The 25052-nt window shown below is 73.1% G+C and carries 26 protein-coding genes and 2 pseudogenes; 17 read left to right on the forward strand and 11 right to left on the reverse strand.

All coding sequences use genetic code 11. The features are described from left to right. Positions 1-60: 60 nt before the first annotated feature. From ACFY0I_RS03725 to cseB, 3 genes are all read right to left on the reverse strand, one after another. Positions 61-828 (reverse strand): ABC transporter ATP-binding protein, encoded by a 768-nt coding sequence (locus ACFY0I_RS03725; RefSeq protein ID WP_388890637.1) that lies wholly within the window; start codon positions 826-828, stop codon positions 61-63. A gap of 210 nt (positions 829-1038) precedes the next feature. After that, on the reverse strand, positions 1039-2292 hold the full coding sequence (locus ACFY0I_RS03730; RefSeq protein WP_388890640.1) for a sensor histidine kinase: 1254 nt from the start codon (positions 2290-2292) through the stop codon (positions 1039-1041). Between the two features lie 5 nt (positions 2293-2297). Then, positions 2298-2966, reverse strand: coding sequence for a two-component system response regulator CseB (gene cseB, locus ACFY0I_RS03735; protein WP_388890643.1), 669 nt, complete (start codon positions 2964-2966; stop codon positions 2298-2300). Positions 2967-3528: 562 nt separating this feature from the next. Here cseB and ACFY0I_RS03740 point away from each other — a divergent pair. After that, complete coding sequence (locus ACFY0I_RS03740) at positions 3529-4068, forward strand: EF-hand domain-containing protein (RefSeq protein WP_388889667.1); 540 nt, start codon at positions 3529-3531, stop codon at positions 4066-4068. Between the two features lie 23 nt (positions 4069-4091). On the opposite strand, the gene ACFY0I_RS03745 is transcribed toward ACFY0I_RS03740, so the two are convergent. The 3 genes from ACFY0I_RS03745 to ACFY0I_RS03755 all read right to left on the reverse strand — a co-directional run bounded on the left by ACFY0I_RS03745 (position 4092) and on the right by ACFY0I_RS03755 (position 6343). Then, positions 4092-4631: a 2'-5' RNA ligase family protein gene (locus ACFY0I_RS03745; RefSeq protein ID WP_388889673.1), complete on the reverse strand. Its 540-nt coding sequence runs from the start codon at positions 4629-4631 to the stop codon at positions 4092-4094. A 246-nt stretch (positions 4632-4877) separates the two neighbouring features. Further along, the gene (locus ACFY0I_RS03750) at positions 4878-5081 is read right to left on the reverse strand and encodes a cold-shock protein (protein WP_281208001.1); all 204 of its coding nucleotides are present in this window, start codon (positions 5079-5081) and stop codon (positions 4878-4880) included. A gap of 218 nt (positions 5082-5299) precedes the next feature. Beyond that, positions 5300-6343 carry an aminoglycoside phosphotransferase family protein gene (locus ACFY0I_RS03755; protein ID WP_388889676.1) on the reverse strand — a complete coding sequence of 348 codons (1044 nt, stop codon included), beginning with the start codon at positions 6341-6343 and terminating at the stop codon, positions 5300-5302. A 34-nt stretch (positions 6344-6377) separates the two neighbouring features. On the opposite strand from ACFY0I_RS03755, the pseudogene ACFY0I_RS03760 reads away from it, so the two are divergent. From ACFY0I_RS03760 to ACFY0I_RS03800, 9 genes and pseudogenes are all read left to right on the forward strand, one after another. Then, positions 6378-6740 (forward strand): annotated as a pseudogene (locus ACFY0I_RS03760) (helix-turn-helix transcriptional regulator); the annotation flags it as partial. Positions 6741-6986: 246 nt separating this feature from the next. Continuing rightward, the gene (locus ACFY0I_RS03765) at positions 6987-8267 is read left to right on the forward strand and encodes a phenylacetate--CoA ligase family protein (RefSeq protein WP_388890645.1); all 1281 of its coding nucleotides are present in this window, start codon (positions 6987-6989) and stop codon (positions 8265-8267) included. 67 nt (positions 8268-8334) lie between these two features. After that, a complete protein-coding gene (locus tag ACFY0I_RS03770) occupies positions 8335-9480 on the forward strand; it encodes a GNAT family N-acetyltransferase (protein WP_388889679.1) in 1146 nt (381 codons plus the stop codon). Next, positions 9477-10625 (forward strand): acyl-protein synthase, encoded by a 1149-nt coding sequence (locus ACFY0I_RS03775; RefSeq protein ID WP_388889681.1) that lies wholly within the window; start codon positions 9477-9479, stop codon positions 10623-10625. Before ACFY0I_RS03770 ends, ACFY0I_RS03775 begins: the two co-directional genes overlap by 4 nt. 2 nt (positions 10626-10627) lie before the next feature. Beyond that, a complete protein-coding gene (locus ACFY0I_RS03780) occupies positions 10628-13186 on the forward strand; it encodes an acyl-CoA reductase (RefSeq protein ID WP_388889684.1) in 2559 nt (852 codons plus the stop codon). 69 nt (positions 13187-13255) lie between these two features. Further along, positions 13256-13618 (forward strand): PadR family transcriptional regulator, encoded by a 363-nt coding sequence (locus ACFY0I_RS03785; protein ID WP_388889687.1) that lies wholly within the window; start codon positions 13256-13258, stop codon positions 13616-13618. Then, a complete protein-coding gene (locus ACFY0I_RS03790; protein WP_388889689.1) occupies positions 13615-14481 on the forward strand; it encodes a hypothetical protein in 867 nt (288 codons plus the stop codon). The genes ACFY0I_RS03785 and ACFY0I_RS03790 overlap by 4 nt, the downstream gene beginning before the upstream one ends. 188 nt (positions 14482-14669) lie before the next feature. Next, a complete protein-coding gene (locus tag ACFY0I_RS03795) occupies positions 14670-15206 on the forward strand; it encodes a DoxX family protein (protein ID WP_388889691.1) in 537 nt (178 codons plus the stop codon). 174 nt (positions 15207-15380) lie between these two features. Then, positions 15381-15626, forward strand: coding sequence for a hypothetical protein (locus tag ACFY0I_RS03800; RefSeq protein WP_388889694.1), 246 nt, complete (start codon positions 15381-15383; stop codon positions 15624-15626). A gap of 193 nt (positions 15627-15819) precedes the next feature. Here ACFY0I_RS03800 and ACFY0I_RS03805 read toward each other — a convergent pair whose 3' ends face one another. Together ACFY0I_RS03805 and ACFY0I_RS03810 are read right to left on the reverse strand one after the other, a co-directional pair. Then, a complete protein-coding gene (locus tag ACFY0I_RS03805; protein ID WP_388889697.1) occupies positions 15820-16404 on the reverse strand; it encodes a uridine kinase in 585 nt (194 codons plus the stop codon). A gap of 141 nt (positions 16405-16545) precedes the next feature. Then, the gene (locus tag ACFY0I_RS03810) at positions 16546-17715 is read right to left on the reverse strand and encodes a winged helix DNA-binding domain-containing protein (protein ID WP_388889699.1); all 1170 of its coding nucleotides are present in this window, start codon (positions 17713-17715) and stop codon (positions 16546-16548) included. A 183-nt stretch (positions 17716-17898) separates the two neighbouring features. On the opposite strand from ACFY0I_RS03810, the gene ACFY0I_RS03815 reads away from it, so the two are divergent. The 6 genes and pseudogenes from ACFY0I_RS03815 to ACFY0I_RS03840 all read left to right on the forward strand — a co-directional run bounded on the left by ACFY0I_RS03815 (position 17899) and on the right by ACFY0I_RS03840 (position 22174). Continuing rightward, positions 17899-18582, forward strand: coding sequence for a GNAT family N-acetyltransferase (locus ACFY0I_RS03815; RefSeq protein WP_388889702.1), 684 nt, complete (start codon positions 17899-17901; stop codon positions 18580-18582). A 96-nt stretch (positions 18583-18678) separates the two neighbouring features. Then, positions 18679-19215, forward strand: coding sequence for a hypothetical protein (locus tag ACFY0I_RS03820; RefSeq protein WP_388889704.1), 537 nt, complete (start codon positions 18679-18681; stop codon positions 19213-19215). Positions 19216-19374: 159 nt separating this feature from the next. After that, a complete protein-coding gene (locus tag ACFY0I_RS03825; protein WP_388889707.1) occupies positions 19375-19740 on the forward strand; it encodes a hypothetical protein in 366 nt (121 codons plus the stop codon). A gap of 59 nt (positions 19741-19799) precedes the next feature. Further along, complete coding sequence (locus ACFY0I_RS03830; RefSeq protein ID WP_388890647.1) at positions 19800-20222, forward strand: DUF2809 domain-containing protein; 423 nt, start codon at positions 19800-19802, stop codon at positions 20220-20222. 96 nt (positions 20223-20318) lie between these two features. Then, positions 20319-21218 (forward strand): annotated as a pseudogene (locus tag ACFY0I_RS03835) (ATP-binding cassette domain-containing protein); the annotation flags it as partial. A gap of 143 nt (positions 21219-21361) precedes the next feature. Continuing rightward, positions 21362-22174: an ABC transporter permease gene (locus ACFY0I_RS03840; RefSeq protein WP_388889709.1), complete on the forward strand. Its 813-nt coding sequence runs from the start codon at positions 21362-21364 to the stop codon at positions 22172-22174. A gap of 40 nt (positions 22175-22214) precedes the next feature. Here the strand turns inward: ACFY0I_RS03840 and ACFY0I_RS03845 are convergent, their stop codons facing one another. Then, entirely contained in the window at positions 22215-22436 is a 222-nt protein-coding gene (locus tag ACFY0I_RS03845) for a hypothetical protein (protein WP_388889711.1), read from the reverse strand. A 59-nt stretch (positions 22437-22495) separates the two neighbouring features. Continuing rightward, positions 22496-23539, reverse strand: coding sequence for a helix-turn-helix transcriptional regulator (locus ACFY0I_RS03850; RefSeq protein ID WP_388889714.1), 1044 nt, complete (start codon positions 23537-23539; stop codon positions 22496-22498). 149 nt (positions 23540-23688) lie between these two features. Here ACFY0I_RS03850 and ACFY0I_RS03855 point away from each other — a divergent pair, with 149 nt between their 5' ends. Beyond that, positions 23689-23916, forward strand: coding sequence for a hypothetical protein (locus ACFY0I_RS03855; protein ID WP_385576832.1), 228 nt, complete (start codon positions 23689-23691; stop codon positions 23914-23916). Positions 23917-23978: 62 nt separating this feature from the next. On the opposite strand, the gene ACFY0I_RS03860 is transcribed toward ACFY0I_RS03855, so the two are convergent. Then, the gene (locus ACFY0I_RS03860; protein WP_388889717.1) at positions 23979-24938 is read right to left on the reverse strand and encodes an alpha/beta fold hydrolase; all 960 of its coding nucleotides are present in this window, start codon (positions 24936-24938) and stop codon (positions 23979-23981) included. Positions 24939-25052: the final 114 nt, after the last annotated feature.

The following is a 25052-nucleotide window of genomic DNA, read 5'->3' on the forward strand; positions in this document are numbered from 1 at the left end:
CCCGGCCTGTGACGGCCGGACCGAACGACGTCAACCGGTCTCGATCAACGTCGACCGGTCTCAGCTGGTGCGCGAGCGCGTGCCGGCGTCGAACGCCTTCATCCGGTCCAGCACCCGGTCCGCGGTCGGCTGGGTCATCTCGTCGACCAGCCGGCCGTCGGAGAGGAACAGCACGTGGTCGGCGTAGGCGGCGGCGACGGGGTCGTGGGTGACCATGACCACGCTCTGACCCAGCTCGCGCACCGAATCGCGCAGGAAGCCGAGTACCTCGGCCCCGGCACGGGAGTCGAGGTTTCCGGTGGGCTCGTCGCCGAAGACGATCGCGGGACGGGAGACCAGGGCGCGGGCCACCGCGACCCGCTGCTGCTGCCCGCCCGAAAGCTGTCCGGGCCGGTGTGCGAGGCGCTGGGAGAGGCCGACCATGGACACCACTCGGTCCAGCCACTGCCGGTCGGGGCGGCGCCCGGCGATGGTCAGCGGCAGCGTGATGTTCTCCAGCGCGGTCAGGGTCGGCAGCAGGTTGAACGCCTGGAAGATGAACCCGATGCGGTCGCGGCGCAGTTGGGTGAGCTGCCGGTCGCCGAGCGTGCCGAGCTCGGTCGTGCCGATGCGGACGGAACCGGACGTGAACGAGTCGAGCCCGGCGGCGCAGTGCATCAGGGTCGACTTGCCGCAGCCGGAGGGGCCCATGATCGCGGTGAACGCGCCCTCCCGGAAGGAGACGCTGACCCGGTCCAGGGCGACGACACGGGTGTCGCCGCTGCCGTACACCTTCGACAGGTCGGTGGTGCCGGCGGCAGCGGCGCCGCCGGCCGCCCCCTGCGGGATGTAGGGGACGTACGGGGATTGCGGGGCAAGGGGGTCGACGGTCACGGAGGACTCCACTTCGAGTGCGGGAGGCGCGCAAGGACGCGTGAGGCGCGAGGTGCGCGACGTGCACTTCGAAGGGTGTCCGGGGGATGTATCGGCGCCTGAGCCGCCGCGTATCGGCTGCCGCTCGGCTGCGTGGCTTTCGTGCAGCTCTCGCGTGGGGACCCGTCAGGCAGGGAGGTTCAGCGTGGCGACGGCCCCGCCGTCCGGGGCGTTGTCCAGGCGCAGGTCGGCGCCGAGGACCCGGGCCTGGCCCAGGGCGATGGTCAGGCCGAGCCCGTGGCCCGAGCCGCGTTCCGCCGCGCCCGTGTGGAACCGGCGGGGGCCGTCGCGCAGCAGGTCAGGGGGGAAGCCGGGCCCGTGGTCGCGTACGACGACGGTCCGGCCGTCGACGGTGACCCGCACCGGGGTCGCCCCGTGCCGGTGGGCGTTGACGACGAGGTTGCCGACGATCCGTTCGAGGCGACGCGGGTCGGTCTCCACGACCGCCACGGTCCCGGACGTGGTCACGACGACCTCCGTCTGCGGACCGGCCCGGGCCACCGCTTCGGTGACGACCGCTCCGAGCGGGACCCTGGCAGTGACCGGCCGCTCGGCTCCGCCGTCCAGCCGGGAGATCTCCAGCAGGTCCTCCACCAGTGCGCGCAGGTCTCGTACCCGGGCCCGGAGCAGGTCCTCCGTCTCCCCGGCGGGCAGCAGGTCGACGGTGGCCAGGAGGCCACCCACGGGGGTGCGCAGTTCGTGGGCCACGTCCGCGGTGAACCGGCGTTCGGTGCGCAGGCGTCGACTGAGGTCGTCGGCCATGAGGTCGACGGTGGCGGCGATGTCGGCCACCTCGTCGCGGCCCCCGGTCGGCCCGGTCCGGGCGTCCAGGTCGCCCGCGGAGATCCGCCGCGCGGTCGCGGAGACCTCCCGCAGCCGGCGGGCCAGCAGCCCGGCCCCGTACACGGCCACGGGGGTGGCCGCCGCGAGTGCGAGCAGCGAGGCCAGGGCCATGGCGACGTCGAGGCGTCGCAGTTCGTGCAGTTCGGGGCTCATGTTGACCTGGAAGGCCAGCACGGGGCTGTCCGGTCCGTCGACCCGTTGGGCGGCCCAGACGCTCGGCCCCAGGTTCCCGTCGACGCGGTCGTCCTGGGCCGTGTGCCGGGCGCCGTCCGCCAGGTGCCGCAGGGGCGCGGGCAGCGCGGGCGGGTCGAGTTCGGCGCCGTCCGTGAGCGCTCCGGTGCGCCGGTGGACGTCCATGGCGGAGTAAAGGGTGTTGAGGGCTTGTGCCCGGGCCCGTTGGTGGATGTCCTGCACGGTCCACAGGTGGACCAGTACGCCCACGGCCGCCACGACCAGGCATGCGGTGGCCGCGGCCAGTGCGGCGATCTTCCAGCGCAGCGGAACCCGGCGCTGCCCGGGCTGCTCGGAGGAGGGCACCGCTCTCAACGCCTGAGCTTGTAGCCGAAGCCGCGGACCGTCTCGATCCGGTCGCGGCCCAGCTTGCCGCGCAGCCGCTGCACGCACAGGTCCACGACCCGGCTGTCGCCGTCCCAGCCGTACTCCCACACGTCCCGGAGCAGGGTGTGCCGCTCCAGAACGATCCCGGGACGGGCCGCGAACTCCAGCAGCAGCTTCAGTTCGGTCGGGGTCAACGCCACCGGGCTGCCGGCAACCCGCACCTCCAGACCACCCGTGTCGATGGTCAGGTCCCCGAAGACCAGCAGCTCGCCGGCGGATGCCGGCGACCCGTCCGCCGCGGGCGGCCCGGGCGTCGGGGTGGGTGCGTACGTCGCCCGGCGCAGCAGCGAACGGATGCGCGCCACGAGCACGAAGGTGTCCACGGGTTTGACGACGTAGTCGTCGGCGCCGGCCTCCAGACCCGCGACGACGTCGAGCCCGTCGCCGCGCGCGGACATCATCAGGACGGGCACCAGGCTGGTTTCCCGGACCTTGCGGCACAGGCCGATGCCGTCGAGGCCGGGCAGCATCACGTCCAGGATCAGTAGGTCGAAGTCCTCGTCGCGGAAGAGCTCCAGCCCGGTCAGCCCGTCGGCCGCGGTCCGCATCAGGTAGCCGTACCGCTCCAGGGCGACGGTGAAGGACCGGCGCATCAGATCGTCGTCCTCCACCAGCAGCACGCGCACGGGGCGCGGGGAAACGGCCGGAGGGTGGGCGGACGAGGACACGGGGGACGGCTCCTGTTCGGGTGGCGGACGGTGATCTGTCTGGAACCATAGGGCAGGCGCCGGGATGGTGACCGCGGCCCGCGTGTGGACACGCCCCACACCCCCGGGACAGCGGTGTCCGCCGCTTCCCGCCCTGGTGGGACGGACGGCGCCGGTCGGGCGGGCGCAGGCAGCGCCCCGGGAATCCGGCCCCGGGAGCCCCGTCCGCGCCGCCTGTCCGCGCCGGATCGATGCACGACCAAGCGCTCGCCGATACCCGCCCGATACACAACCCGGGCCGGGCCTTCGGGGGCGCCCCCGCTCCGGCCCGCCCCGACCCTCCGCGTCGTTCCGCGGCGACGGCTCCCGACCGACGGGGTGAACGTTCGTCCGCATGTGCCCGTGGGGGCGGGCCCGCGTCCCGACCTATAGTTACGCGCGCCGCCCACCAACTCGCTTTTGGTGGAGCGGCGTTCATGGTTCGGTTCGGCGTCGAGGGAGGCCGCTCGTGGCCAGTGCGTTTCAGGAGCGCAAGCTCAGGGGGATGTTCGCCGCGTTCGACGCGGACGGTGACGGCTACCTACGCGAAGAGGACTTCACCGCATTGGTCACCCGCTGGAGCCGACTGCCGGCCGTGGGGCCGGGGACGGATCTGCGCAGGCGGGTGGAGGCCCTGCTGATGGGCTGGTGGGCGGCGCTGCTGGAAGCGGGGGACGCCAACGGGGACGGTGCGGTCGACATGGGGGAATTGCTGTCCCTCGTCGACCAGCTCCCCGCGATGGTCTCGGACGTCACCGCGACGGCCGACACCGTATTCGACGCCGTGGACGCCAACGGGGACGGCCGCATCTCCCCGGAGGAGCACCGTGGTCTCGTCGAGACCTGGAACGGGCAACCGACGGACCTCACGGGCGTTTTCGAACTCCTCGACCTCAACGGCGACGGCCACCTCAGCCGCGAGGAGTTCGCACAGCTCTGGCTCCAGTTCTGGACCAGCGACGACCCGGCGGAGCCGGGTAACTGGCTCTGCGGCCGCTTCGCCGACTGAGCACACCACCGCGGGCGAGTCGCTCAGCCGCCCAGCCCGTACGACGACCGTTCCTGCCATTGCGAGCCGTCGTACACCATCAGCTCGACCGCGGACACGTGCGACGTGAACGGGAGCGTGCCGGCGAGGTCGGCCTCGATCGCGTCCAGGACGGTGTCGTCCTGGCCCTGGGCGACGGTCAGGTGCGGCACGATGTCGGTGAACCGGCCCCCGTACGGCGGAGCTTCCGGCCATCGTTCGGCGATCGACCGGGTGAGCCGGCGCAGGGGTGCGTCGGGTTCGGGCACCAGGTACAGCACGTCCGGGAACCGTCCGCTGCTCGCGAACCGCAGGTCGAACGGCCGGTGGCGTCCCACAAGGTCCGCGAGTGCGGCGTCGACGCCCGCATCGAGCCGGCTCGCGTCGAGAAAGGGGAAGAGCACGGTGACGTGCGCCGGTACTCCGGCCCGGGCCGACGGATCGAGCCGCTCACGCCACCCCCGGAGGGTCGGTTCCGCCTCCGGGGTCAGGATGATGAGTCCCGTCTGACCCGCCTCGAACACGTCGCCGCTGTCATCTGCCATGGCACGGATGGTGCCATCCACGGTCCGCCCGGCGCAGCGGGTTCACTCAGAGACGGATCGCGAGCGGTGCCCGAGCGGGATTCGAGCCGGTGTCCACCGGCCCGGGCGGCGGCCTCGCCGGCCCCGGCGGCCTTGACGTATCCGGCCGCTCTCGGCGGATCCGGTGACTCGTGACGGATCCGGCGGCGGATCCAGGACCGCCCCGGAGCCATGGGCTCCGGGGCGGGTGGACACCTGCGAGTCGGATCAGGCGGCGGTGATGTTCTCCGCCTGCGGGCCCTTCTGGCCCTGGGTGATCTCGAAGGTCACGGCCTGACCTTCCTGGAGCTCGCGGTAGCCGGTGGAGTTGATGTTGGAGTAGTGCGCGAAGACGTCGGGACCGCCGCCGTCCTGCGCGATGAAGCCGAAGCCCTTTTCGGAGTTGAACCACTTCACGGTTCCGCTGGCCATGTTCATGCCTCTCAGTCGATGTCGGATCCGCACCGCGCGGACCCGGAGGTGATCGCCCTGGTCCGGCACTGCACAGCAAAACGCCCACGCCAGGGCGCGGGCAGGAACTGCGAACCACGACAGCTGAGCTGAAGCTACACGCCGGAACCGCCCATCACCAGAGAGCAACGAGCACGGAATTTCGGACGGGGGATCATGGACTGCCGTGGCCGCGACCGCTACGGCCGTTTTGTCGGCACCGGCCGCAGCGCGGGCCACCGGGCGAGGGCCTGGTCCCGCATGGCGCTGGTCAAGCCGCCGACACCGCCGAGCGCGGGGTGACCGGCGGTCGTCCGGGCGACCACCCCGAGCCGGTGGACGAGCCGTTGGCGGGCCGTCACCGTGCCCCACTTCCAGTCCCGGTGCGGTACCCGGGCCAGGTGGTCGGCGCCCTCGCGGCGTGCCCGCTCCACGAGCGCGTCGCCGCGCAGCAGCCACCCGACGCAGGCGTCGGCGAGGCCGTCCCGGAGCTCGGCGTCCCCGAACTCCGCACCGGTCGCGGCGTGCCATGCCCCGAGGTAGGCGTTCTCCGCACGTTCCAGCAGCGGCGCCGGCGCCGCGGTGACGCACCAGCAGGTGGGGAATCCGATGCGGAGGTAGGCCAACTCCATCAAGCCGCTGCCCAGCGAGGCCTGTTCGAAGTCGACGAACCGGGTGCCGATGGAGGTGTGGAGGTCGTTCCCGGGACAGGGGTCGCCGTGCAGCAGGGCGTGTCCGGACGCCCGACCGAGCCGCGCCACCAGCGCGTCGAGCTCTTCCGCGACGCCGGCGGCGACCCGTACGCGCAGGGTCGCGGCCAGGGCGAGGAAGGAGTCGACGTCGGCGCGGTCCGGCCCGATCCAACGGGGCAAAACCCCGGCGTCCGCCGGGCCGGTGGTGGCGTGCAGGCGGGCCAGTGCCGCCGCGTAGGCGACGGTCCAGTCCTCGGGCGGCGGCCGGTGCTCCAGGTGTTCGAGTACGAGTACGCGGGCGGCCGGATCGGTGGCCAGGAGCGCGGGCGCCACGGGAGTCGCCGCCCGGGCGGCGAGCCGCAGCCCGGTGACCTCGCGGGCGTAGCGGTCGTCGGCCTCCGGGCCGTCGACGAGCTGCTTGACCACCGCCCTCGCCCCCGGCAGCTCGACGCGCCACACGCGCGAGCGAGGGCTGCTGCCCAGTCTGCGGGGGTGCCTGGGAGTTCCCAGCTCGGCCCGCAACTCGTCCCCGAACACCGTTCGTGACCACATGCGTTCATGGTTCCACGGGTCCGGTCGGCCCGACATGGCCGACAGGGACCTCGTCTCCGTCTCCCGTGCGGTGAAGTGGATCCGCGAGAACCGCGCGAGGTCGTTCCGGGTGGAGGACGTCGCGCGGCTCGTCGGGATGAGTCCGCCCGCCTCCTACCGTCGCTTCCAGGCCGTCACGGCCATGAGCCCGATCCGGTTCCAGAAGCAGATCCGGCTCCAGGAGGCCCGGCTCCCGCCGGCCTCGCGTCCCAAGGACGTCGCGAGCATCGGCCACACCGTGGGGTCCGACAGCCCGTCCCGGTTCAGCCACGAGTACCGCCGCCTGTTCGGCGCCCCGCCCGGTCAGGACGCGGCCCGTTCGCAGGAGGCAATGGGCGCCGCGGCCGCTCCGCTCCCCTGGCCCCGGAGGCCGGGGCGGCACTCGGGAAGCCGGCCGAGGTCGATCGACCCGTCGATCAATTCCGGAAATATTGAGGGCCTTAGCCACAATGGCCGGAAATCTTTGGTCGATTTGGTGACAAGAGTGACGATGTTTCATCATCGTGACCGCACGTCAGTTCCCGACGTGCGTCGAGGCGGCGGGGGCGTCGGGGGATTCCCGCTCCCGTCATCACCACCATCCACGTCACCCAGGCAAAGGCCCATGTCCGCCCTGCACCTCTCGGACCTCATACGTTTCGCCCGTCACAACTCACCGTTCTACCGGGACCTCTACGCGTCCCTCCCGCCCCGCGTCGACCGCCTCGGTGATCTGCCGGTCATCGACCAGCGGGAGTTCTGGGCGGCCAACACCCTCCCGAAGAGCCGGGTGCTGACCGGACCGCTCGGTGAGGCCACGGTCTTCCGGACCGGCGGCACCACCGGGTCACCCAAGTTCTCCGTCTACACGCGCGACGAGTGGCGCACGTTCGTCACCTCCTTCGGTCAGGGACTCGTCGACGCGGGCGTGCGCCCCGGGCACCGCGTCGCCGACCTGTTCTACGCGGGGGAGCTGTACGCGAGCTTCCTCTTCGTCCTCGACTCGCTGGCCCACGCGCCCGTGGACAACGTGCGCCTGCCCATCGGGGGCGGCGCGCCCCTGGAATCGACGATCCCCACCCTGCGGGACCTCGCCGCCCAGGTACTGACCGGCACGCCCACCACCCTGTGCCGGTTGGCCGAACAGGTCGTCTCGACCGGCGTCCGGCTCGGCGCGGTGGAGCTGCTGCTCTTCGGTGGTGAGGCCCTCTTCGACGACCAACGCCGTCTGCTGAGCGCCGCGTTCCCCGGCGCCGAGGTCCGTTCCCTCGGGTACGCGAGCGTCGACGCCGGACTGCTCGGCCGTCCCGTCCCCGGCTCCGACGCCCGGGTGCACCGGGCGTTCACCCCGTACGCGACCGTGGAGATCCTCGACGACTGCACCGGTGAGCCCGTCACCGAACCGGGCCGGCCCGGCCGGGTGGTCGTCACCAGCCTGTTCCGCCGGCTCATGCCGATCATCCGCTACCCCGCGGGTGACCGCGCCGAGTGGACCGGCACCGGTCCCGGCCACTTCCGGATCCTCGGCCGCGCCGAGGAGGGCGTACGGGTCGGGCCCGTGTCGCTCCACACCCAGGACGCCCAGGACGCCGTCGCCGCGGCCGACACCGCGGGACGTGTGGTCGGCATGCAGCTCGTCGTCCGCCGCTGGGAGGGCCGCGACGGACTCGTCCTGCGGTTGGCCACGGCCCCGGGCGTGGCGTGCGACGAGGCGTCCACCGGCCGGGACGACCTGGCCGAGGCAGTCGTCAGGGAGCTGGAGGCCGCACGGCCGCTGTATCCGGACAGCGTGCGCGCCGGGTTCGTGCACCCCCTGTCCGTGGAGTGGGCACGTCACCGCGACCTCGTCGTCAATCCGCGCTCGGGCAAGCTCGTCCGGGTCCTGGACGAGAGGCCGACCACGTGAGCGCCCCGCCCGTACGACGCCGGCCGCCGGTCCCGCGCGCCCTCCCCTTCGCCGGCGTGGGCGCCCGGTGAATCCCCTCATCGCCCGGGCCGGTCCGGCGGACATCGCCGAACTGCGCCAGCTCTACTACGCCGTCTACGGTCCGCACTATCCCGTCGCACTCGGTACGGACCCGGCGGAAATGGCCCGGCTCATGGCCGACCCGCACTCCCTGTGGCTCGTCGGCCGGTGCGCCGGTAGCGGGGCCCTGACCGCGTCCGCCGCCGTCCACGGCGAGGCGGGCAGTCGCATCGGCCGCCTGGAGGGCATCGCGGTCCATCCCGGCCACCGCTCGACGGGGTTGGCCGCCGCCCTCACCGACGCCCTGTGCGCCGGGATGCTGGACACCGGGCGACTGGACTCGGTGTACGCGACCGTGCGCACCGTCAGCGCCGGTCCGCAGCGCGTCGTCGCACGCAACGGGTTCCGCCCTCTCGGCATCCTGCCCAACGCGGTGGATCTGCGCAGCCGTGAGAGCCTCGCGCTCTACGCGCGTCACTCCGCCGGGGTGCTGGAGCGCCGGATCCCGGTCACCGAAGTACCGGCTCCGCTGCTGCCGTTGCTCCGTACCGCAGAGGGCGCGCTCGGCATCCGCTACCCGGGCGTGCGGGCCGCCGCGGGCCCGGCTCCGGCGACCGCGCCGCAAGGTCCGCTCGAAAGGCTGGAGTTGGTCGAAGCGCCGGCCTTCGTACGCCGCCGGTTCCGCGAGCGGTTCCCCGGCTCCGAGGGCTGGTTCTACCCGCTGCACACCCCGAACGTACTGCTCACCCCCGAGGACGGCCGGTTCGAGGTGTACGCCTACCTCAACCGAGCCGGCGGCTACTGCTCCCTGTTGACCGTCCACCCCGACCCGGCCGCCGCGGCCGGGTACCTCGAACCCGTCACCCGGGCCCTGGCCCGCGCGGGCGCCGGCTACATCGAGGCCCTCGTGCCACTCGCGCACCGAGAGGCCCTCTCGGCCTTCCTGTCCCAGGGGTTCGTCGCCGGGGCCCTCTATCCGGCGATGCGGGCGGACGGCGACGGCTTCCACGACTACGCCGTCCTGTCCCGCTCCGGGGAACGGATCGACTTCCGCGGCGTCGCCGTGGAACCACCCCTCCAGCCCTATCTGGACTGCTACGTGTCGGCCTGGGCGTCGGCACACCTGCCCACACCATCCGAGGTTGCCCCGTGAACCCCCATCTCTTGCCGGTCTCCGTACCCGACCCGGCCCTCCTGCCGCATGTGCAACGGCTGTGCGACCTGACCGATCCGTACGCCCACGGGCCCGCGGAGGACGAGCTGTTCGCCGCCGCCATGGCCGAGACCAACGCCTGGCACGCCGAGCGCTCCCCCTTCTTCCGCTCCGTGTACGAGGCCACTCCCCCGGCGGAGCCGTACCGCGCGCCGCTCGTCCACGCGAACTTCTTCAAGCGGCACGAGGTGCTCTCCGTCCCGCGCGAGGACGTCGAGCTCCACCTGACCTCCTCCGGGACCACCGGCCAGAAGTCGCAGATGTTCTTCGACCGCTGGACCATCCGCTCCGCGCAGCGCATGGTCGCCCGGATCTTCGAGCGCAACGGCTGGATCACCCCCGAGCAGGAGGTCAACTACCTGCTGTACAGCTACGAGCCGGCGCCCTCGCTGAACCTGGGCACCGCCTTCACCGACAACTACCTGTGCGACTTCGCCCCGGCGCGTGGTGTCGCGTACGCCCTGCGGGACACCGGCGGCGACCACGAGTTCGACCCGTTCGGCTGCGTCGCCGCGCTGCGGCGCTTCGAACGGGAGGACGCCCCGGTGCGCATCCTCGGCTTCCCCGCCTTCCTGTTCTTCACCCTGGAGCGGATGCGGGCCATGGGGCTGCCCCCGCTGCGCCTGCCCGAGGGTTCCCTGGTGGTCCTCGGCGGCGGCTGGAAGGGGCACGCCGACCGGCGCATCGGCAAGGAGGAGCTGTACGCCCGCGTCACGGAGCAGCTCGGCATCCCCGGGGAGCGGATCCGGGACACGTTCGGGTCGGTGGAGCACTGCGTCCCGTACGTCGAGTGCGACCACCACCGGCTGCACGCCCCGGTCTGGTCCCGGGTGACGATCCGTTCCACCCGCACGCTGGAGCCGCTGCCGTACGGGGAGCCCGGCTACCTGCACCTGGTGTCGCCGTACATCACCTCGGTGCCGGCGCAGAGCGTGGTCATGGGCGATCTCGCCTCCCTTCGGCCCGGCGAGGACTGCGGTTGCGAGCTGGCGACCCCCTGGTTCACCGTCCACGGCCGTGCCGGGGTGAGCCGTAACCGGAGCTGCGCGGTGGCCGCGGCGGAACTGATGAAGGCAATGGTGTGACCATGACCAAGACGAACGAGACCGGGACCGGAACCGGGACCGGGACCGGAACCCTGAACGAAGCCGTGTCCGCGCCGCACTTCTGGCAGGGCGCCTTCGTGGACGACGAGAAGGCCCGGCGCCTGCTCGACGGCCTGCCGGCCGCCGTCGAGTCGGCGCTGGCCTCGGTGCTGGACACCGGAACCGTGCTGGCCGCCTGCGACGCCCTCTCCACCGCCCTGCGCGACCCGGACCACCCGGTGCGCGCCCGGCTCGCCGCGCACCTGCCCGAGGGGGAGGACCCGTCGCTGTGGGCCGAACTCGGCGGCCTCCTCGACCGGCGCGAGCTGACCCGCAAGCTGCGCCGCGAACTGGGCGGCGCCTCTCCGGGCCGGCTGAACCGGGCCGATCCGCGCGAGACGGTGTACGAGGCCTGGGCGCCGGTCGGCATGGTCGCCCACATCGCCCCGGGCAACGCGCTGACGGTGGCGCCGCTGAGCATCGTCGAGGGCCTGCTCGCCGGAAACGTCAACGTCCTCAAGACCAGCGGCGACGACACCCTGCTGACCCAACACCTGATGGCCGAGCTGGCCGCCTTGGACCCCAGCGGCGCGGTGGCCGCGCGGATCGTCGTCCTGCGCTTCCCCTCCTCTCGGCAGGAGTGGTTGCGCCTGATGTGCGCGCCCGCGGATGCGGTCGCCGTGTGGGGCGGGGAGGGCGCCGTCGAGGGGGTGGCGGCGCACGTACCGGCCGGTTGTCGGCTGGTGGAATGGGGGCACCGGATCTCGTTCGCCTACCTGACGGACGCCGCCTGGTCCGACGCCGGCACGCTCGACGCCCTCGCGCGGGACGTGTGCCTGCACGAGCAGCAGGCCTGTTCCAGCCCGCAGGTGGTCTACCTGGACACGGCCGACGCGGGCGAGGTGTTCGCGTTCGCCGAGCGGTTCGCCGGGGCGCTCGCGGCCCGGCCGCCCGCCGTGACCGCTCCGGCGGCAGGCGGGCCGGACCATGCCGCGGAGGCCGAGACGACCACGACCGAACTGGTGGCCCGGCTGGAGGAACACATCGGGCTGACCAAGGTGTTCGCCGCCCCCGACGGCTCGTGGCGGGTCATGGCCGACACCCGGTCCCCGCTCACCGCCTCACCGCTGCACCGCAGCGTGTGGGTCAAGCCGCTGCCCCGCGAACGGATCATCGCCACGCTGCGCCCGATGCGGCGCTTCCTTCAGACCGCGGGCCTCGCGGGCAGCGGGTCCGACATCGCCGAGCTGTCCCGTACCGTCCTGGCCGCGGGCGTCACCCGCGTCACGCCGGTCGGCTCCATGCCGGCGAGCTACGCGGGCGAGCCGCACGACGGCGTGTACGCCCTGCAGCGCTACAGCCGCCGCGTGGCCGTGCGGACCGACCCGGTCCGCTTCGCCACGACCGCCTGCCTGGACGACCTGGCCGGGCCGGTCGCCCTGCCGCGGCCCACGGGCCCGTTGCAGGGCAAGGAGGACGTGCGGGAGCCGGCACGGGCCGACGCCGAGCTGTACTTCCGCAGCGGCGGCAGCACCGGCGCGCCGGCCCTGTCGGTGTTCAGCTACGACGACTACGACACCCAGATGCACGCCGCGGCCCGCGGCCTGCTCGCCGCCGGCTACGACCCGGTCGGGGACCGTACGGCCAACCTGTTCTACTGCGGCGGCATGTACGGCGGCTTCATCAGCTTCTTCTCCGTCCTGGAGCGCCTCGGCGGAGTCCAACTGCCGCTGTCCGCAGGGCTCGATCACCGGGCGACGGCGCGGGCGATCGTCGAGTACCGGGCCGACACCCTCTTCGGCATGCCCTCCTACCTGTGGCAGTTGCTGCACGCCGAGGAGGAGGCGCTGCGCGCGTACGGGGGCCTGCGCAAGGTCTTCTACGGTGGCGAGCACTTCACGCCGGAGCAACAACGGACGTTGAAGGCGAAGTTCGGGATCGAGTGCGTCCGCTCGATCACCTACGGGAGCACCGACCTCGGCCCGTTGGGGTACCAGTGCACGGAGAGCTCCGGTGGCGTCCACCACCTGCACGCCGACCTCCATACGATGGAGGTCCTGGACCTCACGGAGGACCGACCGGTCGCCCCGGGCGAGACGGGCCGGTTGGTGTTCACCACGCACGCCCGGCGCGGCCAGCACCTGGGCCGGTACCTGATAGGCGACCTCGGCCGGGAGGTTCCGGGCCGCTGCCCCTGCGGCCGGCACGCGCCGCGCTTCGAGCTGAGGGGGCGCACCGGTGACGTGATGCGGGTGGCGACGCACTTCCTCAACCACCGCCGCTTCCTCACGCTGGCGGAGGAGCAGGGCGGTCACCGGGGCGAGTTGCAGGTCCGCCTCGACGGCGGCGCCGCGCGCGAGCGGCTGACCGTACGGGCGGAGCGGACCGGGGCCACGGATCCGGTCCGGCTGCGGGAGGTGTTCCTGGCGGGGTATCCGGAGCTCCGATCGGCCGTGGCGGAGGGGTTGTTGGACCTCCTGGTCGAGACGGTCGACGGCGCCCGCCTGGACCGCAGCCCGACGAGCGGCAAGCTCCTCGCGGTGGTGGACACCCGCCGCTAGGACCGCCGGCCGGGAATCGCGATAGCTCGGCCATCGACATATATCGGTGACCGAGCTATCGTGATCATCGTGACCGAACAACCACTGCGCGAGCCGACCCTGCTGATCCTCACCGCGATCGCCGACGCGCCACGCCACGGATACGCCATCGCCCAAGAGGTCGAGAAGATCTCGGAAGGCCGCACGAAGATGCGCACCGGAACCCTGTACGGGGCTCTGGAGCGGCTCCTGGAACAGGAACTCATCGCCGTCCACGAGGAGGAGGTGGTCGACGGGCGCAGGCGGCGCAGCTACGCGTTGGCGCCGCGCGGGCGCCAGGTCCTGACCGCGGAGGCGGCTCGGATCGCGCGGACCGCCGAGGAGGCGACCCGCCGCCTGGGGCTCGGCGCACCGGGCGGGCGCGACGGCTTCGGTTCGGCGGTGACGGCATGAGCGCGCTGATGAAGCTGTACCCGGCGGCCTACCGCCGGGAGTTCGGCGAGGAGATCGCCGACGCGTACCGCGAGGCCACCGAGGGCGCGGGCCGCGCGGCGCGGCTGCGCGAGGCCGGTGACGTGGCCGGACACGCGCTGCGCATGCGGCTCGGACTGGGCTCGGCGGGACGCGCCGGACGGTTCCTGGCGGCCGTGGCGCCGTTCGCGGTGCTCGCGGTCGGCGTGCACGCCCTGTCCTCCACCCGACTGGTGATCGCCGCCTTCCAGGTGGTCGGGGTGACCGGACAGCTCGGCCTCGCGTTCCTGCACGGGTCCGGCGCCGTCGTGACGCTCGTGGGCGCCGTGTTGGCCCTGACCGGTCGCTGGGGCGCCGGCGCGTGGGTCGCGCTGGCGGGTACCGTCGCCACGTTCGCCGCGATGGCGTTGCGGCTCGGGATGGGCCTGGAGTTCGCGGCCGTCACCAGCGGGCCACTGCTCCTGCTGGCACTGATGCCGGCGCTCTGCCCGCCCGACCTGCGACCGGCCCTGCGCCCAAAGACCGCGGCCGTGACGGTCGGCGCGACGGCCGTCGTGGCAGTGGCGGCCCTCGCGTCGACATGGTGGCAGTTGCCGTACCCGCTCGACGGGCTGCGCGTGGCGGCACCGGTGGCGGCCGGGCTGCTGCTGGCCGGCCGGCCGGCGTTCGCCCGGCTCCGCACGGCGCCCGCGGTCCTGGTCGCGGGCCTGCCCCTCGTCGCCCTGGTCTCCTTCACCGGGGCGCTGCACGCCCTGCTCCTCCCCGTCGCGCTCGGCATGCTGTTGGCAGCCGCGGCCACGGTGAGCATCCGACGCCGCCGGGGCGGTTCGCGGCCATCGGTGTGACGCCTCGGGGGTGAGGTGGTCGGGGGTGAGGTGGTCGGGGCGGGTCCGGGGGACCTCCCGCGGGGCGGCCGGTGGTCGCCGTCCGGCAGGACGGACGGCGACTCGCACATCCGGATAGCGGGCATTTCGGGCGATCCTTCGTCAGTGTGGGCACGGCTGGCACCACTCCCCCGACAGAAAGGGCCACGATGGCCACGACCGCCTACCCCGCCGCTCCCCTCGCCGGAACCGGCAACACCACCACCCCGTACGACGTCGGCCTGCCCGTCCTGCGCCTCGTACTCGGCGCGATCATGTTCGTCCACGGAACCCAGAAGCTGTTCCGGTGGTTCGACGGCCCCGGCGTCAAGGGCACGGGCATGTTCTTCGGCAAGGCCGGCTACCCGGCCGGCGAAACCATGGCCGCGATCGCGGGCCTGACCGAGACGTTGGGCGGCCTGGGACTCGTCTTCGGCCTCCTCACTCCCCTGTCCGCCGCCGCCGTCGTCGGCATCATGATCAACGCCATCACCATCAAGTGGACCGGCGACGTGGTCGGCATGGAGGGCGTCGAGTTCGAGTCCCTGATCACCGCGGCCGCCGTCACCCTCGCCCTCACCGGACCGGGTCGCTTCGCCCTGGACCGGTTCCTGCCGGTCCTCCGACACCACCGGGTGTCCTACGGCATCCTCGCGCTGGCCCTGGCCGTCGTGCTGGCGGCCCTGGTGCTGCTGCTGCGGGACTGAGCCGCGGGCCCACCGCCCGTCGGGAACCGCGCGGACAGGGACGGCGCGGGCGCGGTCGGGAACGCTGCGGGCCATTGGAGTGACGCGGCGTTGCCCGTGACCTTTCCGTGACGTTGAGCCGCCCGACGCGCACCATTCCTGGCGCGTCACCCGATGATCCTCCTGGGAGAAACCATGCGCATGCGCTCTGCCCTCACCGCCTCCGTCCTGGCCGCGGGCATCCTGCTGGCCGGCGCCGGCGCCGCCCTGGCGCACGACGGCGTCGAGGGCGAGTACTTCTCGGGCGGGCACAAGAGCTTCGCGTCCACCTGCTCGTCGGTCGCCGCCGTGCCGGCCTCGTTCGGTCCCGTCTACACCTCGACCTGCGCGAGCGAGGGCGAGTCGCAGTGGGCGGAGTTCGGTCGCCTCGCCGCCGGCTGACGCCGCGCCCGAAACCGGTCCCGCGCCGGAAACCGACGCCTCGCCGGCGGCGCAAGGCCGGTGCCTCGGGGCCGTCGCGGGGGAACGGCGGGCAGGGGCGGTCGACCACCGGGTCGGCCGCCCCTGCGGCGTAGGAGTTCCACATCCCCCGATGCGCTGCCCCGGCGCCCGGGACCGACCGTCGGGAGCCGCCTCAACCGCCGAGGACGACGTCCGCGCAGTGGTGCGGGGTGTGGGCGGCGAGGTAGCGGTCCTCGGCCGGCATCCACTCGTCGACCCACAAGGAACGGGCCTCCTCCCCGTCCCGTTCGAGCCCCCTGCTCAGCCGCAGGTCCCGGGGCGCGTCGCAGAACACCCGGTAGGTGTAGAGGTGGCGCAGGTCCGCGTGGAGGGCGTGGACGCCTTCCACCACGAGGGGCGTTCCGGGCGGCAGTGCGGTCCACTCGGCGAGGCGGTCCCGGTCCCAGTCGTAGCGCTGGTAGCTCACCCCCGCGCCGGCGGCGGCGGGGCGCAGTACCTGTTCGTGAAGCCGCCGCAGGTCGAAGTGGGCGGCGATGGCGCCGGCGTCGACGAGGTGTCGATCGGCCGAGGTGAGGTAGAAGTCGTCGATGTGGACGACGGTCGCCGGACCGAGCCGGTCCGCCAGAAGTGCGGCAAGGGTGCTCTTGCCGGCGGCTCCGGGGCCGTCGATGCCGACCAGGACGGCTCGGCCCTGCTCGGCGGCGGCGGCGCGCACGGTCGCGGCCAGTTCCTCGATGTCGGGGAAGGCTCCGGTCATGGTCGGTGGTTCACCCCTGGATTGCGCGGATGCGGCCGCACGAGCCGATAGCCCGTACGCCGCTGATCGGTGGACGCCCTGGTGCGCCACGGCGCCCGTACGGTCCCGTCGGCCGGCCGCACACCCCGTGGCGGGCCCGGGCTACGCCCGCAAAAGGCGCGTCTCGGCTTCGGGCAGCTTCGACCACCAGTGGTGGTAGCGGCGGTAGACGGTCGTCTCGCGGGCGGCGAGCAGGGTCGTCAGCGAGCGGGCCTCCTCGGCCAGGCCTTCCCAGTCGGCGGATGACAGGGGGTGGAAGGCCGTGGCCTCGACGCCGCCGTCCACCGGGCGCCACACCCCGGCGACGTGACCGTCCACCAGCAGGGTCGGCAGTACGTCGCCGTTGCGCCGGATCACCAGCGGGCGGTAGGCCGGGGGTATGACCCGGCCGCGGTCGGCGTAGGCCAGCAGGACGCTGTCCCACATCGCCATCAGCCGGGGCGGCGCAGGGGTGTCGGCGGGCGGCCTGGAGGCGCCCGGGAGGTCGAACAGTGCTGCTCCGCCCGGCCCTTGAAGCGGCTCGACCAGACCGTCCAGGTCTCGGAGCGCCGCGCGGACGGCCGTGCGCCGCACCATGGCGAACTGCGCCACGTCAGCGATCGACGCGGGCCCGAACCCGCCCAGGTAGCGCAGGATCAGGGCGCGCAGCGCCCCGGACTCCGCCTCCCGGCTCGCCGGTACGGGTACGGGGGCGGGTCCGGTCGGTGGTTGCGACGCGGGTCCGGCCGCGACGAACGACGGGCGGGGGCCGAAGGACCAGGTGGCTCCCGTCGGTGCGTGGTGCAGCGGCGCGTACCCCTTCAGCCCCCACCACGCCCCGTCCCGCTTCCCCGCACCGAGCCGCTCCTCGGCCCAGGCCTGCATCTGCGCCGAGGTCCGCGGCCGACGCGCGAAGTCCAGCAGCTCCGGTAGGAGTTCGTCGGCGTCCGCCGGGGTGAGGCCCGCGCCCGCGAAGCGGGAGCCGAGCCGGGACGCGTACAAGGTGGGCTGCATCGCCGCGCGGAACGCCGGGTAGTCCTCGGCGTGCACGGCGTGCAGGGTGATCCGCATCAGGGTCGCCTTGACCACCGACCGTCCGGTGAACGCGCCGTCGAGCTCGGTCGGCGTGAAGTCGGTGAGCCGGTTCCACAGGGCCAGGTACGGCGAGGCCGGTTCCTGCGCCTGGAGCGCGACCACCCGCCGCACCCCCTCAGGCACGGACAGCGGCTCGCGGCCGAGCAGCAATTGGCGGCCGAGGGTCGCCCGGTTCAGTTCGCGCGCGGTGATGATCACACCGCGGATTCTGCCCCGACCGCGGGCCCGACGGGTACCTCCCCATCCGATCTTCCGTGCCGAACAGCGCCGCCTTCGACGGCCGCTGCCACCGGACCCGCCCGAACGCCACCTCGGGTGGCGGTCCGGCGTGTCCCTGCGCGCACGGCGGGGGCGAGCGGGCGCACTCCCTACCGTGGCCCCATGAACGCACGCGCAGCACTGCTGTCCGCCGGGTACGGGATCCGGTGCGCGGGACGGTCCGAGGCGGGCGCGGTCGCCACGCTGCTCGCCCGAGCCTTCGACGAGGATCCCGTCATGGCGTGGCTGATCCCCGGACCGGCCGACCGGGAGGAGAGGGTCGCCCGCTGGTTCAGGTGCGCCCAGCGGCAGCAGCGGCCGCGTGCGGGCGGGGTCCGGGTGGCCGCGACCGGCGACGGGCGGTTGTTGGGGGCCGCGCTGTGGTCGGCGCCGGGGCGGTGGAGGACCACCTCGGTACGGGAGCTGGCCGCCATGCCCTCGTACGTACGCGTTTTCGGCCCGGGTGGGCTGGGGCGCGCCGCGCAGGTGCAGAACACGATGCACGAGGCGCATCCCGACGTCCCGCACTGGTACCTGCCGACGCTGGGATGCGACCCGGTGGTCCAAGGGGCGGGCGTCGGATCCGCCCTGGTCCGCCAGCAGCTCGCCGACTGCGACCGGCTCGGGCAACCGGCGTACCTGGAGTCGAGCAAGCCCGCCAACGTCCCCTTCTACGAGGGGCTCGGATTCCGCGTCACGGGTGAGATCCGGCTACCGGGCAACGGGCCGACCCTCTGGCCCATGTGGCGCGACCCGGACCCGGCCACCCGTCCCGTGCCCGGAGCCCGGCCCCGGCACGGCGGCTGAGCCACCCGTACGACACCGTCCGTCGCGGCCGGCGGTGCGGCGTTCACCCGGTTGCGCCGCCGGGTCGGCCCGGGTCCGGGCACGGGGGGACGTTGGATGGGCGGCAAGCAGAGTGTCGTGGAGAGGCTGGTGGTCGTGGTGAGGCGTGGTCTGGCGGCGGGTACGGTGGTCGTGATGGCGATCTGCGGCACGGCGGGCTGTTCCGACGGGTCGGGCTCGGCGTCGGACGCCGCGTCGAAGGCGGCGTCGGCCGTGCAATCGGCCGGGGCCAAGGTGTCCTCCGCGGCGTCCGCCGCCGCGGACGCCGCGTCGTCGGCGGCGGCGGTGGCCCAGGACAAGTTCGCCGAGATCAAGAACGGTGTGGACGCCAAGGACGAGGTGACGCTGGGCACGGTGTCGACCGACGGCGAGGGGTACACGGTCGTCCCGGTGACCGTGAAGAACACCGACGCCTCGACGAAGTCGTTCGCGGTGCAGGTCGACTACAAGGACGAGAGCGGCAACCGGCTCGACACGGTCGTGGTGACCGTCTCCGATGTCGCGGGCAACGGCACGGGGCAGGGCAGCGCCCGCAGCACGCACAAGCTGGCGGGCACGGCGAAGGCCGAGACCGCCAGGGCAGTGCGCTACTGATCCGGAGGCAGCCCGCGCCGCCCGCGGCTTTTGTCCCGCTCGGTAGCGGGCGCAGAGGTCGCCGCCGGGGGCCGAGCGGCGCCGGGGGCGGCTGACCGGCGGGTGGGGCGACCCGGGGCGTTCTAGGCTGGTGGCAGTCACATCCCCCGGGAGGTCGTCGTGGTGGACCGTCACCGTTTCCACCTGGACCAGGACGGACACTCGATCACCGTCGTCCGGGACCTCCGACACCGATACGCCGAGGTCCTCGTCGACGGGAAGACCGTGTGCTCGGGGCGGACGAGCCGCACGGAGGCCACCCTCCTGCGGGGTGAGATCGCGGGCGCCGGCCCGCAGCCGTTCCTGATCCGTCTCGAACGTCCCGACGTCCCGGGCGGCGAGCCCTTGTGCGTGTTGGAGAAGGACGGCATGCGTTACCTCATGCCGAACGTCCCGCTCACGCCGCAGGAGGAGTGGCCCGCCGAACGCAACCCCTCGCCGCGGACTCCCGCCGAGCTCCTCGCCCGGTGGAGGGGCCGTCACTGAGGCGGGGCCGCCCATCCGGGAGACGTACGAAGGCGGGCGTCCGGCAGGATGGGCCCGTGATCTCCACGTCCATCAGCCCCGACCTCCCCGCCGTCGCCGACCCGGCGTGGACCCGTGCGGCAGCGGCCCTGGCCGCGTCGGCGACCGTCGGTGCGGGTCTGGGGCTCAGGGCGGTGGCCGGCGGGGACGTCGCGAAGTACGGCGGGGACGCGCTGTACACCGTCCTCCTGCTCACGCTCGTCGTCCTGGTCGCCCCGCGGGTGACGCCCCTGCGGGCGGCCGCGGTGGCCCTGGCCGCGAGTTGTGCGGTCGAGTTCCTGCAACTCGGCCCGGTGCCGGCGGAGTTGTCCCGGCGCAGCGTCATCGCCCGCCTCGTACTCGGTTCCACCTTCAACGCCCCCGATCTGTTCTGGTACGTGGTCGGCGCGGCGGTCGGCTGCCTCGCGCACACCGCGTTGCGCCGGCGGCGTCCGCGGGCCTGAAGTCCGGGGCCCACCCGGCGGGAGGCGCGCTGTCGGTGGCATGGGTCACAGTGGGAGGAACCGTCCGCCCTTCCCGCGGGGAAATCAGGTGATCTCATGAGGCACGCGATCCGGGCCCAGGGACTGGCCAAGCGGTTCAAGGAGACGCGCGCGCTCACCGGCATCGACCTGGAGGTCCCGGCCGGGACGGTGTGCGGACTGTTGGGTCCCAACGGCGCCGGCAAGACGACCGCGGTCCGCGTCTTCGCCACGCTGCTCCTGCCCGACGCGGGACGCGCCGAGGTCGGCGGGTACGACGTGGTGCGGGAGGCGGGCCGGGTCCGGTCCCTGATCGGGCTCACCGGCCAGTACGCGGCGGTGGACGAGAACCTGACCGGCACGGAGAACCTCCTCATGATCGGCCGGTTGCTCGGCATGCCGCGCGGTGACGCCCGCGCCCGGGCCGCCGAACTCCTCGACCGGTTCCACCTGACCGACGCGGCGGGACGGGCCGCCAAAACCTATTCGGGAGGGATGCGGCGGCGCCTGGACCTCGCGGCCAGCCTCGTCGGGAGACCGCAGGTCCTCTTCCTCGACGAGCCGACCACCGGCCTCGACCCGCACAGCCGCGGCGAGGTGTGGGACATGCTGCGGATCCTGGTCGCCGAGGGCATGACGACGCTGTTGACCACCCAGTACCTGGACGAGGCCGACCGACTCGCCGACCACATCGTGGTGATCGACAAGGGAACGGTGATCGCCGACGGCACCCCGGACGAGCTGAAGTCGCAGGTCGGTGGTCAGGTGCTGGAGCTGCGGCCGGCCCGGGCCGCCGATCTGGATGCGGCGCACGCCCTGATCGCGGAGCAGGCGGGGCCCCAGACCAAGATCGAGGGCGACGGGATCACGGTGCCCGTCACCGACCCGGCGCTGATGCCGGCGGTCGTGCGCCGGTTGGACCGGGCCGGTATCGAGGTCGGCGAGCTCACCCTTCGACGGTCCTCGCTCGACGAGGTGTTCATGGCACTGACCGGCCACCGCGCGCAGCCCGGCGGTTCGGCGCGGGACACGGAGCCCGGTGACGGCGGCCCGGGTTCCGTCCGCACGGAGGAAGCCACCACGGACGCCGACGGCACGCCCGTGAGGACGGTGAACCCGTCATGACCAGTACGCCGATCGATCGGAGCATCGGCCGCGGCGGCCGGGTGCGCCCGCCGGCCGCCGTGCGGCAGACCGCCACCATGGCGTGGCGCAGCCTCGTATCGGTCAAGCACAACCCGTTGGAGCTCGTCGACTACAGCATCACGCCGATCATGTTCGTGTTCCTGTTCACCTATGTCTTCGGCGGGCAGATGGCGGGGTCCCCGCAGGACTACCTCCAGTACGCGCTCGCGGGGATCATCGTCCAGAACACCCTCTTCATGAGCACGTACACGGCCATGTCCCTGAACACGGACCTCACGAAGGGCGTCTTCGACCGGCTGCGCAGTCTGCCGATCGCCCGGTCGGCGCCGTTGTTCGGGCGCATAGCGGCCGACCTGGTCAAGCAGTTGTGGGCGATGGTCCTGATGATCGCCCTGGGGGTGCTGCTGGGCTTCCACGTCACCGGGGGTTTCGCCGGGTTCCTCGGTGCGGCCGCGCTGCTGTTGGTGTTCGCCGCCGCCGTCTCGTGGACGGCGGTGCTCATCGGGATGCTGGCGGGCGACCCGGAGAAGGTGCAGGTCTACGCGTTCACCTTCATCTTCCCGATCACGTTCACCAGCAGCGCCTTCGCCCGGGTCGACACCATGCCCGGTTGGCTCCAGGCATGGGTGGAGGTCAACCCCGTCACGCAGTTGTCGGACGCCGTTCGCGGGCTCCTGCTGGGGACCCCGGCGGGCCGGCCGATCATGTGGTCCCTGGTCTGGGCCGTGGGCATCGCGGTGGTGTTCATGCCCCTGGCGATGCGCGCGTACCGCTCGCAGGACCGCTGACCCCGGCGGAGGGTCGTGCTCGGTGGCCGCGCGCGGGGCGTCACCACTCGGGGTGGACGTCGTGGCTGTCGTAGCGGGTGCCGTGGGCGTCGACCCAGGGGCGGAAGCGGCCCGGGCCGCCATCCGCCCGGGCGTAGCGGACGGGCTCGCCGGAATCGTCGGCGATGATCACGGCCCCCGCCCGCTGGGCCGCGCGCAGGGAATGCGTCCAGTGCGGCCCGTGCCTGCCGGTCACGTAGTCGGGAACCTTGCTCCGGGACATGTGCGCGACCCCCTGACCGCCGCCGTTCCGAATCCGTTCGAAAGACGACTACCCGCCGATCAGCGGGCTGACTCCCCTTCGCCTCCACGCGCCACGTGGGCGGCCGCTACGGGTCCTGCGGCGGCGGCGTAGCGGCGGGCCAGGCGGGCGAAGGCCTCTCGCAGTTCCGGTGGCGCGATCACCTCGATGTCGGCGTCGAACCTGCCGATGAGGGACGCCAGGCCGGACCACGACCAGGACCCGAGGGCGAGCCGGCAGCGGTCGGGGCCGAGCGCCTCGACGAGGCCGTCGCGGACGTGGCGGGAAACCACGGAAGCGGGCAGGTCGAGGATCACTTCGCCGCGGCAGGGCCACTCCCCCGAGTCGCCCGCCCCCCTGAAGCGGCCCGCGACGAACGCGGCCACGTCGGCGCCGCCGGGTAGCTCCCGCCGGGCGAAGCGGGGCCCCGTGGGGATGCGCGGGGTGATCCGGTCCACGCGGAAGGTGCGCCAGTCCTCGCGGTCGAGGTCCCAGGCGACGAGGTACCAGCGGCCCGCTCGGGTCACGAGGTGGTGCGGCTCCGCGCGGCGCGGCGGATTCGCGGCCGGGGGCCGTCCGGGTCCCTCCTCCGTCAGGCCCGGCGTCGCGTAGTCGAAGCGGAGGACCTCCTGGGCGTGGACGGCTGCGCCGAGCGTCACGAGCACGCCCCCGGCGACGGCGTCCGTACCGGCGTCGGGCTGTTGCACGGCGGTGATCCGGAGCGCGTCGATGCGGTGGCGCAGTCGGGCGGGCATGACCTGGCGGACGGTGGTCAGCGCACGCGCCGCGGCCTCCTCGGTGCCCGCGCCGCTGCCCGCGGCGCTCTGGAGGGCGACCGCGAGGGCGACGGCCTGCTCGTCGTCGAACAGCAGCGGCGGCAGTTCGGCGCCGGCGTCGAGCCGGTAGCCGCCGTCGGGGCCCTTGAAGGCGACCACGGGATAGCCGAGTTCGCGCAGCCGGTCGACGTCGCGGCGCACGGTGCGCGGGCTGATGTCCAGCCGTTGCGCCAGGAGGGCGCCCGGCCAGTCCCGGCGTGCCTGGAGGAGGGAGAGCAGGGACAGCAAGCGCGCTGAGGTCTTCTGCATGCCGCCATGCTGCCGAGGGAAGCGGTCAGCTTCTGTCCTCTTCCTCGGCCTTGGTGCAGCAGCGCGCGGATCTGCCGTAAATCCGGTGCGGATGCGCACGCCTTTGGTGCAGCATTGGTGCGCACGTCCCTCGATCGGAAGGCAATCCCATGGACCAGCTCCCCTCCCATCCCGACAGCGAGCGCTACTCGGTGACCCTCTGCCCGCCGGCGGTCACCATCGTCTCCGAGCTCACGGCGGAGAGCGGCGTCAGCAAGTCCGACGTCATCAACCGGGCGGTCCTGCTCCTCGGCTTCATCGAGCGCGAGCGGGCCAAGGGCAACGACCTGATGATCCGGGACACGGCCGGCGCCCTGGAGCGCATCCACATCATCTGAGGGTGCTCCAGGGGCCCGACCGGCTCCCGAGGCGCACGTCGTCGGGCGTCCGCCGCGCCGGGTCAGCCCTCGACGCGGCCGTGGTGCGGGTCGAGGGTGTCGACGCCCTCCATGAAGGCCAGCATCCGGGCGTTGACCACGTCGGGGTGGTCGATCTGGGGCCCGTGTCCGGTCGCGGCGATGATCTCGGCCCGGGCACCCGGGACCAGCCGCGGCACCCGCTCCAACTGGCGCTGCGGGTGCACGAGCAGGCTGCGCTTGCCCATGATCAGGTAGAGCGGGGTGCGGATGGAACGCAGCGCGTCCTCGGCCAGCGGGAGCGGCGCCGGGCGGCGTATCCGAAACGCCCGGGCGCCGGTCTGCACGAACTTACGGAGCTCGGGGACGACGAGTACCGGCTGCTCCAACCAGGCGGCCAGGCGGGGCCGGAGAGCCTTGGGCGCGAAGCTGGCGAAGAGGCTCACGAAGACCCAGGCGAAGAAGCGCAGCCCCACCCGCTCCAGGCCGCCGGGGTCGAGGGCGGTGACGGAGGCGATCCGGCCGGGCCTGCGATGGGCCTGGTTGAGGACCAGCCAGCCGCCGTAGGAGGAGCCGACGAGGTGGACGCGGTCGAGACCGAGCGCGTCGAGGGCCTCGTCGAGCCATTGCGCGGCGCGCTCCGGCTGCCACATCGGCTCGCGGTGGAGGCTGCGGCCCGCGTCGCCGGGAGTGTCGAGCGCGTAGACGGGGCGTTCGGCGCTGAGCCCGGGGGTGTTGGGGTACCACATGGCACTGCAGTAGCCCGCGCCGTGGATCAGGACGACCGGCGTACGGGACTCGGCGGCGGGGTCGGCGGGCCCGTACCGGTACACGCGCGTGGTGCCGAAGGCGGTCTCCACGTCCGTCTCGGAGCGGGCCGGGGCTCCGAGTGCGTAGAGCGCGTCGCAGGCGGCGAAGTACCGGTCGCGCAAGGTGTCGTTCACGTAGCGGCCGACGTCGCGACGCGGTCGGGTCGAGGTCGTGGTCGTCGTGGTCTCGGGCACGGGGCACCTCCGGGAAGATCCGTTCTTCGTGATACGAACGTACCATATTGATGGTACGGCGGTACCATGAAGATTCCGGGCCGGCCGTGGTCCGGTCACCACCGACGGGCGGAG

The sequence above is a fragment of the Streptomyces sp. NPDC001568 genome (assembly GCF_042893755.1).
Lineage (GTDB): Bacteria > Actinomycetota > Actinomycetes > Streptomycetales > Streptomycetaceae > Streptomyces.

Excerpts from the sequence above, each read along its gene's own strand:
- cseB (WP_388890643.1), bottom strand. The coding sequence starts at position 2,966 with ATGCGCCGGTCCTTCACCGTCGCCCTGGAGCGGTACGGCTACCTGATG.
- ACFY0I_RS03745 (WP_388889673.1), bottom strand. The coding sequence starts at position 4,631 with ATGGCAGATGACAGCGGCGACGTGTTCGAGGCGGGTCAGACGGGACTC.
- ACFY0I_RS03750 (WP_281208001.1), bottom strand. The coding sequence starts at position 5,081 with ATGGCCAGCGGAACCGTGAAGTGGTTCAACTCCGAAAAGGGCTTCGGC.
- ACFY0I_RS03755 (WP_388889676.1), bottom strand. The coding sequence starts at position 6,343 with ATGTGGTCACGAACGGTGTTCGGGGACGAGTTGCGGGCCGAGCTGGGA.
- ACFY0I_RS03765 (WP_388890645.1), top strand. The coding sequence starts at position 6,987 with ATGTCCGCCCTGCACCTCTCGGACCTCATACGTTTCGCCCGTCACAAC.
- ACFY0I_RS03780 (WP_388889684.1), top strand. The coding sequence starts at position 10,628 with ATGACCAAGACGAACGAGACCGGGACCGGAACCGGGACCGGGACCGGA.
- ACFY0I_RS03790 (WP_388889689.1), top strand. The coding sequence starts at position 13,615 with ATGAGCGCGCTGATGAAGCTGTACCCGGCGGCCTACCGCCGGGAGTTC.
- ACFY0I_RS03795 (WP_388889691.1), top strand. The coding sequence starts at position 14,670 with ATGGCCACGACCGCCTACCCCGCCGCTCCCCTCGCCGGAACCGGCAAC.
- ACFY0I_RS03800 (WP_388889694.1), top strand. The coding sequence starts at position 15,381 with ATGCGCATGCGCTCTGCCCTCACCGCCTCCGTCCTGGCCGCGGGCATC.
- ACFY0I_RS03805 (WP_388889697.1), bottom strand. The coding sequence starts at position 16,404 with ATGACCGGAGCCTTCCCCGACATCGAGGAACTGGCCGCGACCGTGCGC.
- ACFY0I_RS03815 (WP_388889702.1), top strand. The coding sequence starts at position 17,899 with ATGAACGCACGCGCAGCACTGCTGTCCGCCGGGTACGGGATCCGGTGC.
- ACFY0I_RS03820 (WP_388889704.1), top strand. The coding sequence starts at position 18,679 with ATGGGCGGCAAGCAGAGTGTCGTGGAGAGGCTGGTGGTCGTGGTGAGG.
- ACFY0I_RS03840 (WP_388889709.1), top strand. The coding sequence starts at position 21,362 with ATGACCAGTACGCCGATCGATCGGAGCATCGGCCGCGGCGGCCGGGTG.
- ACFY0I_RS03845 (WP_388889711.1), bottom strand. The coding sequence starts at position 22,436 with ATGTCCCGGAGCAAGGTTCCCGACTACGTGACCGGCAGGCACGGGCCG.
- ACFY0I_RS03850 (WP_388889714.1), bottom strand. The coding sequence starts at position 23,539 with ATGCAGAAGACCTCAGCGCGCTTGCTGTCCCTGCTCTCCCTCCTCCAG.
- ACFY0I_RS03855 (WP_385576832.1), top strand. The coding sequence starts at position 23,689 with ATGGACCAGCTCCCCTCCCATCCCGACAGCGAGCGCTACTCGGTGACC.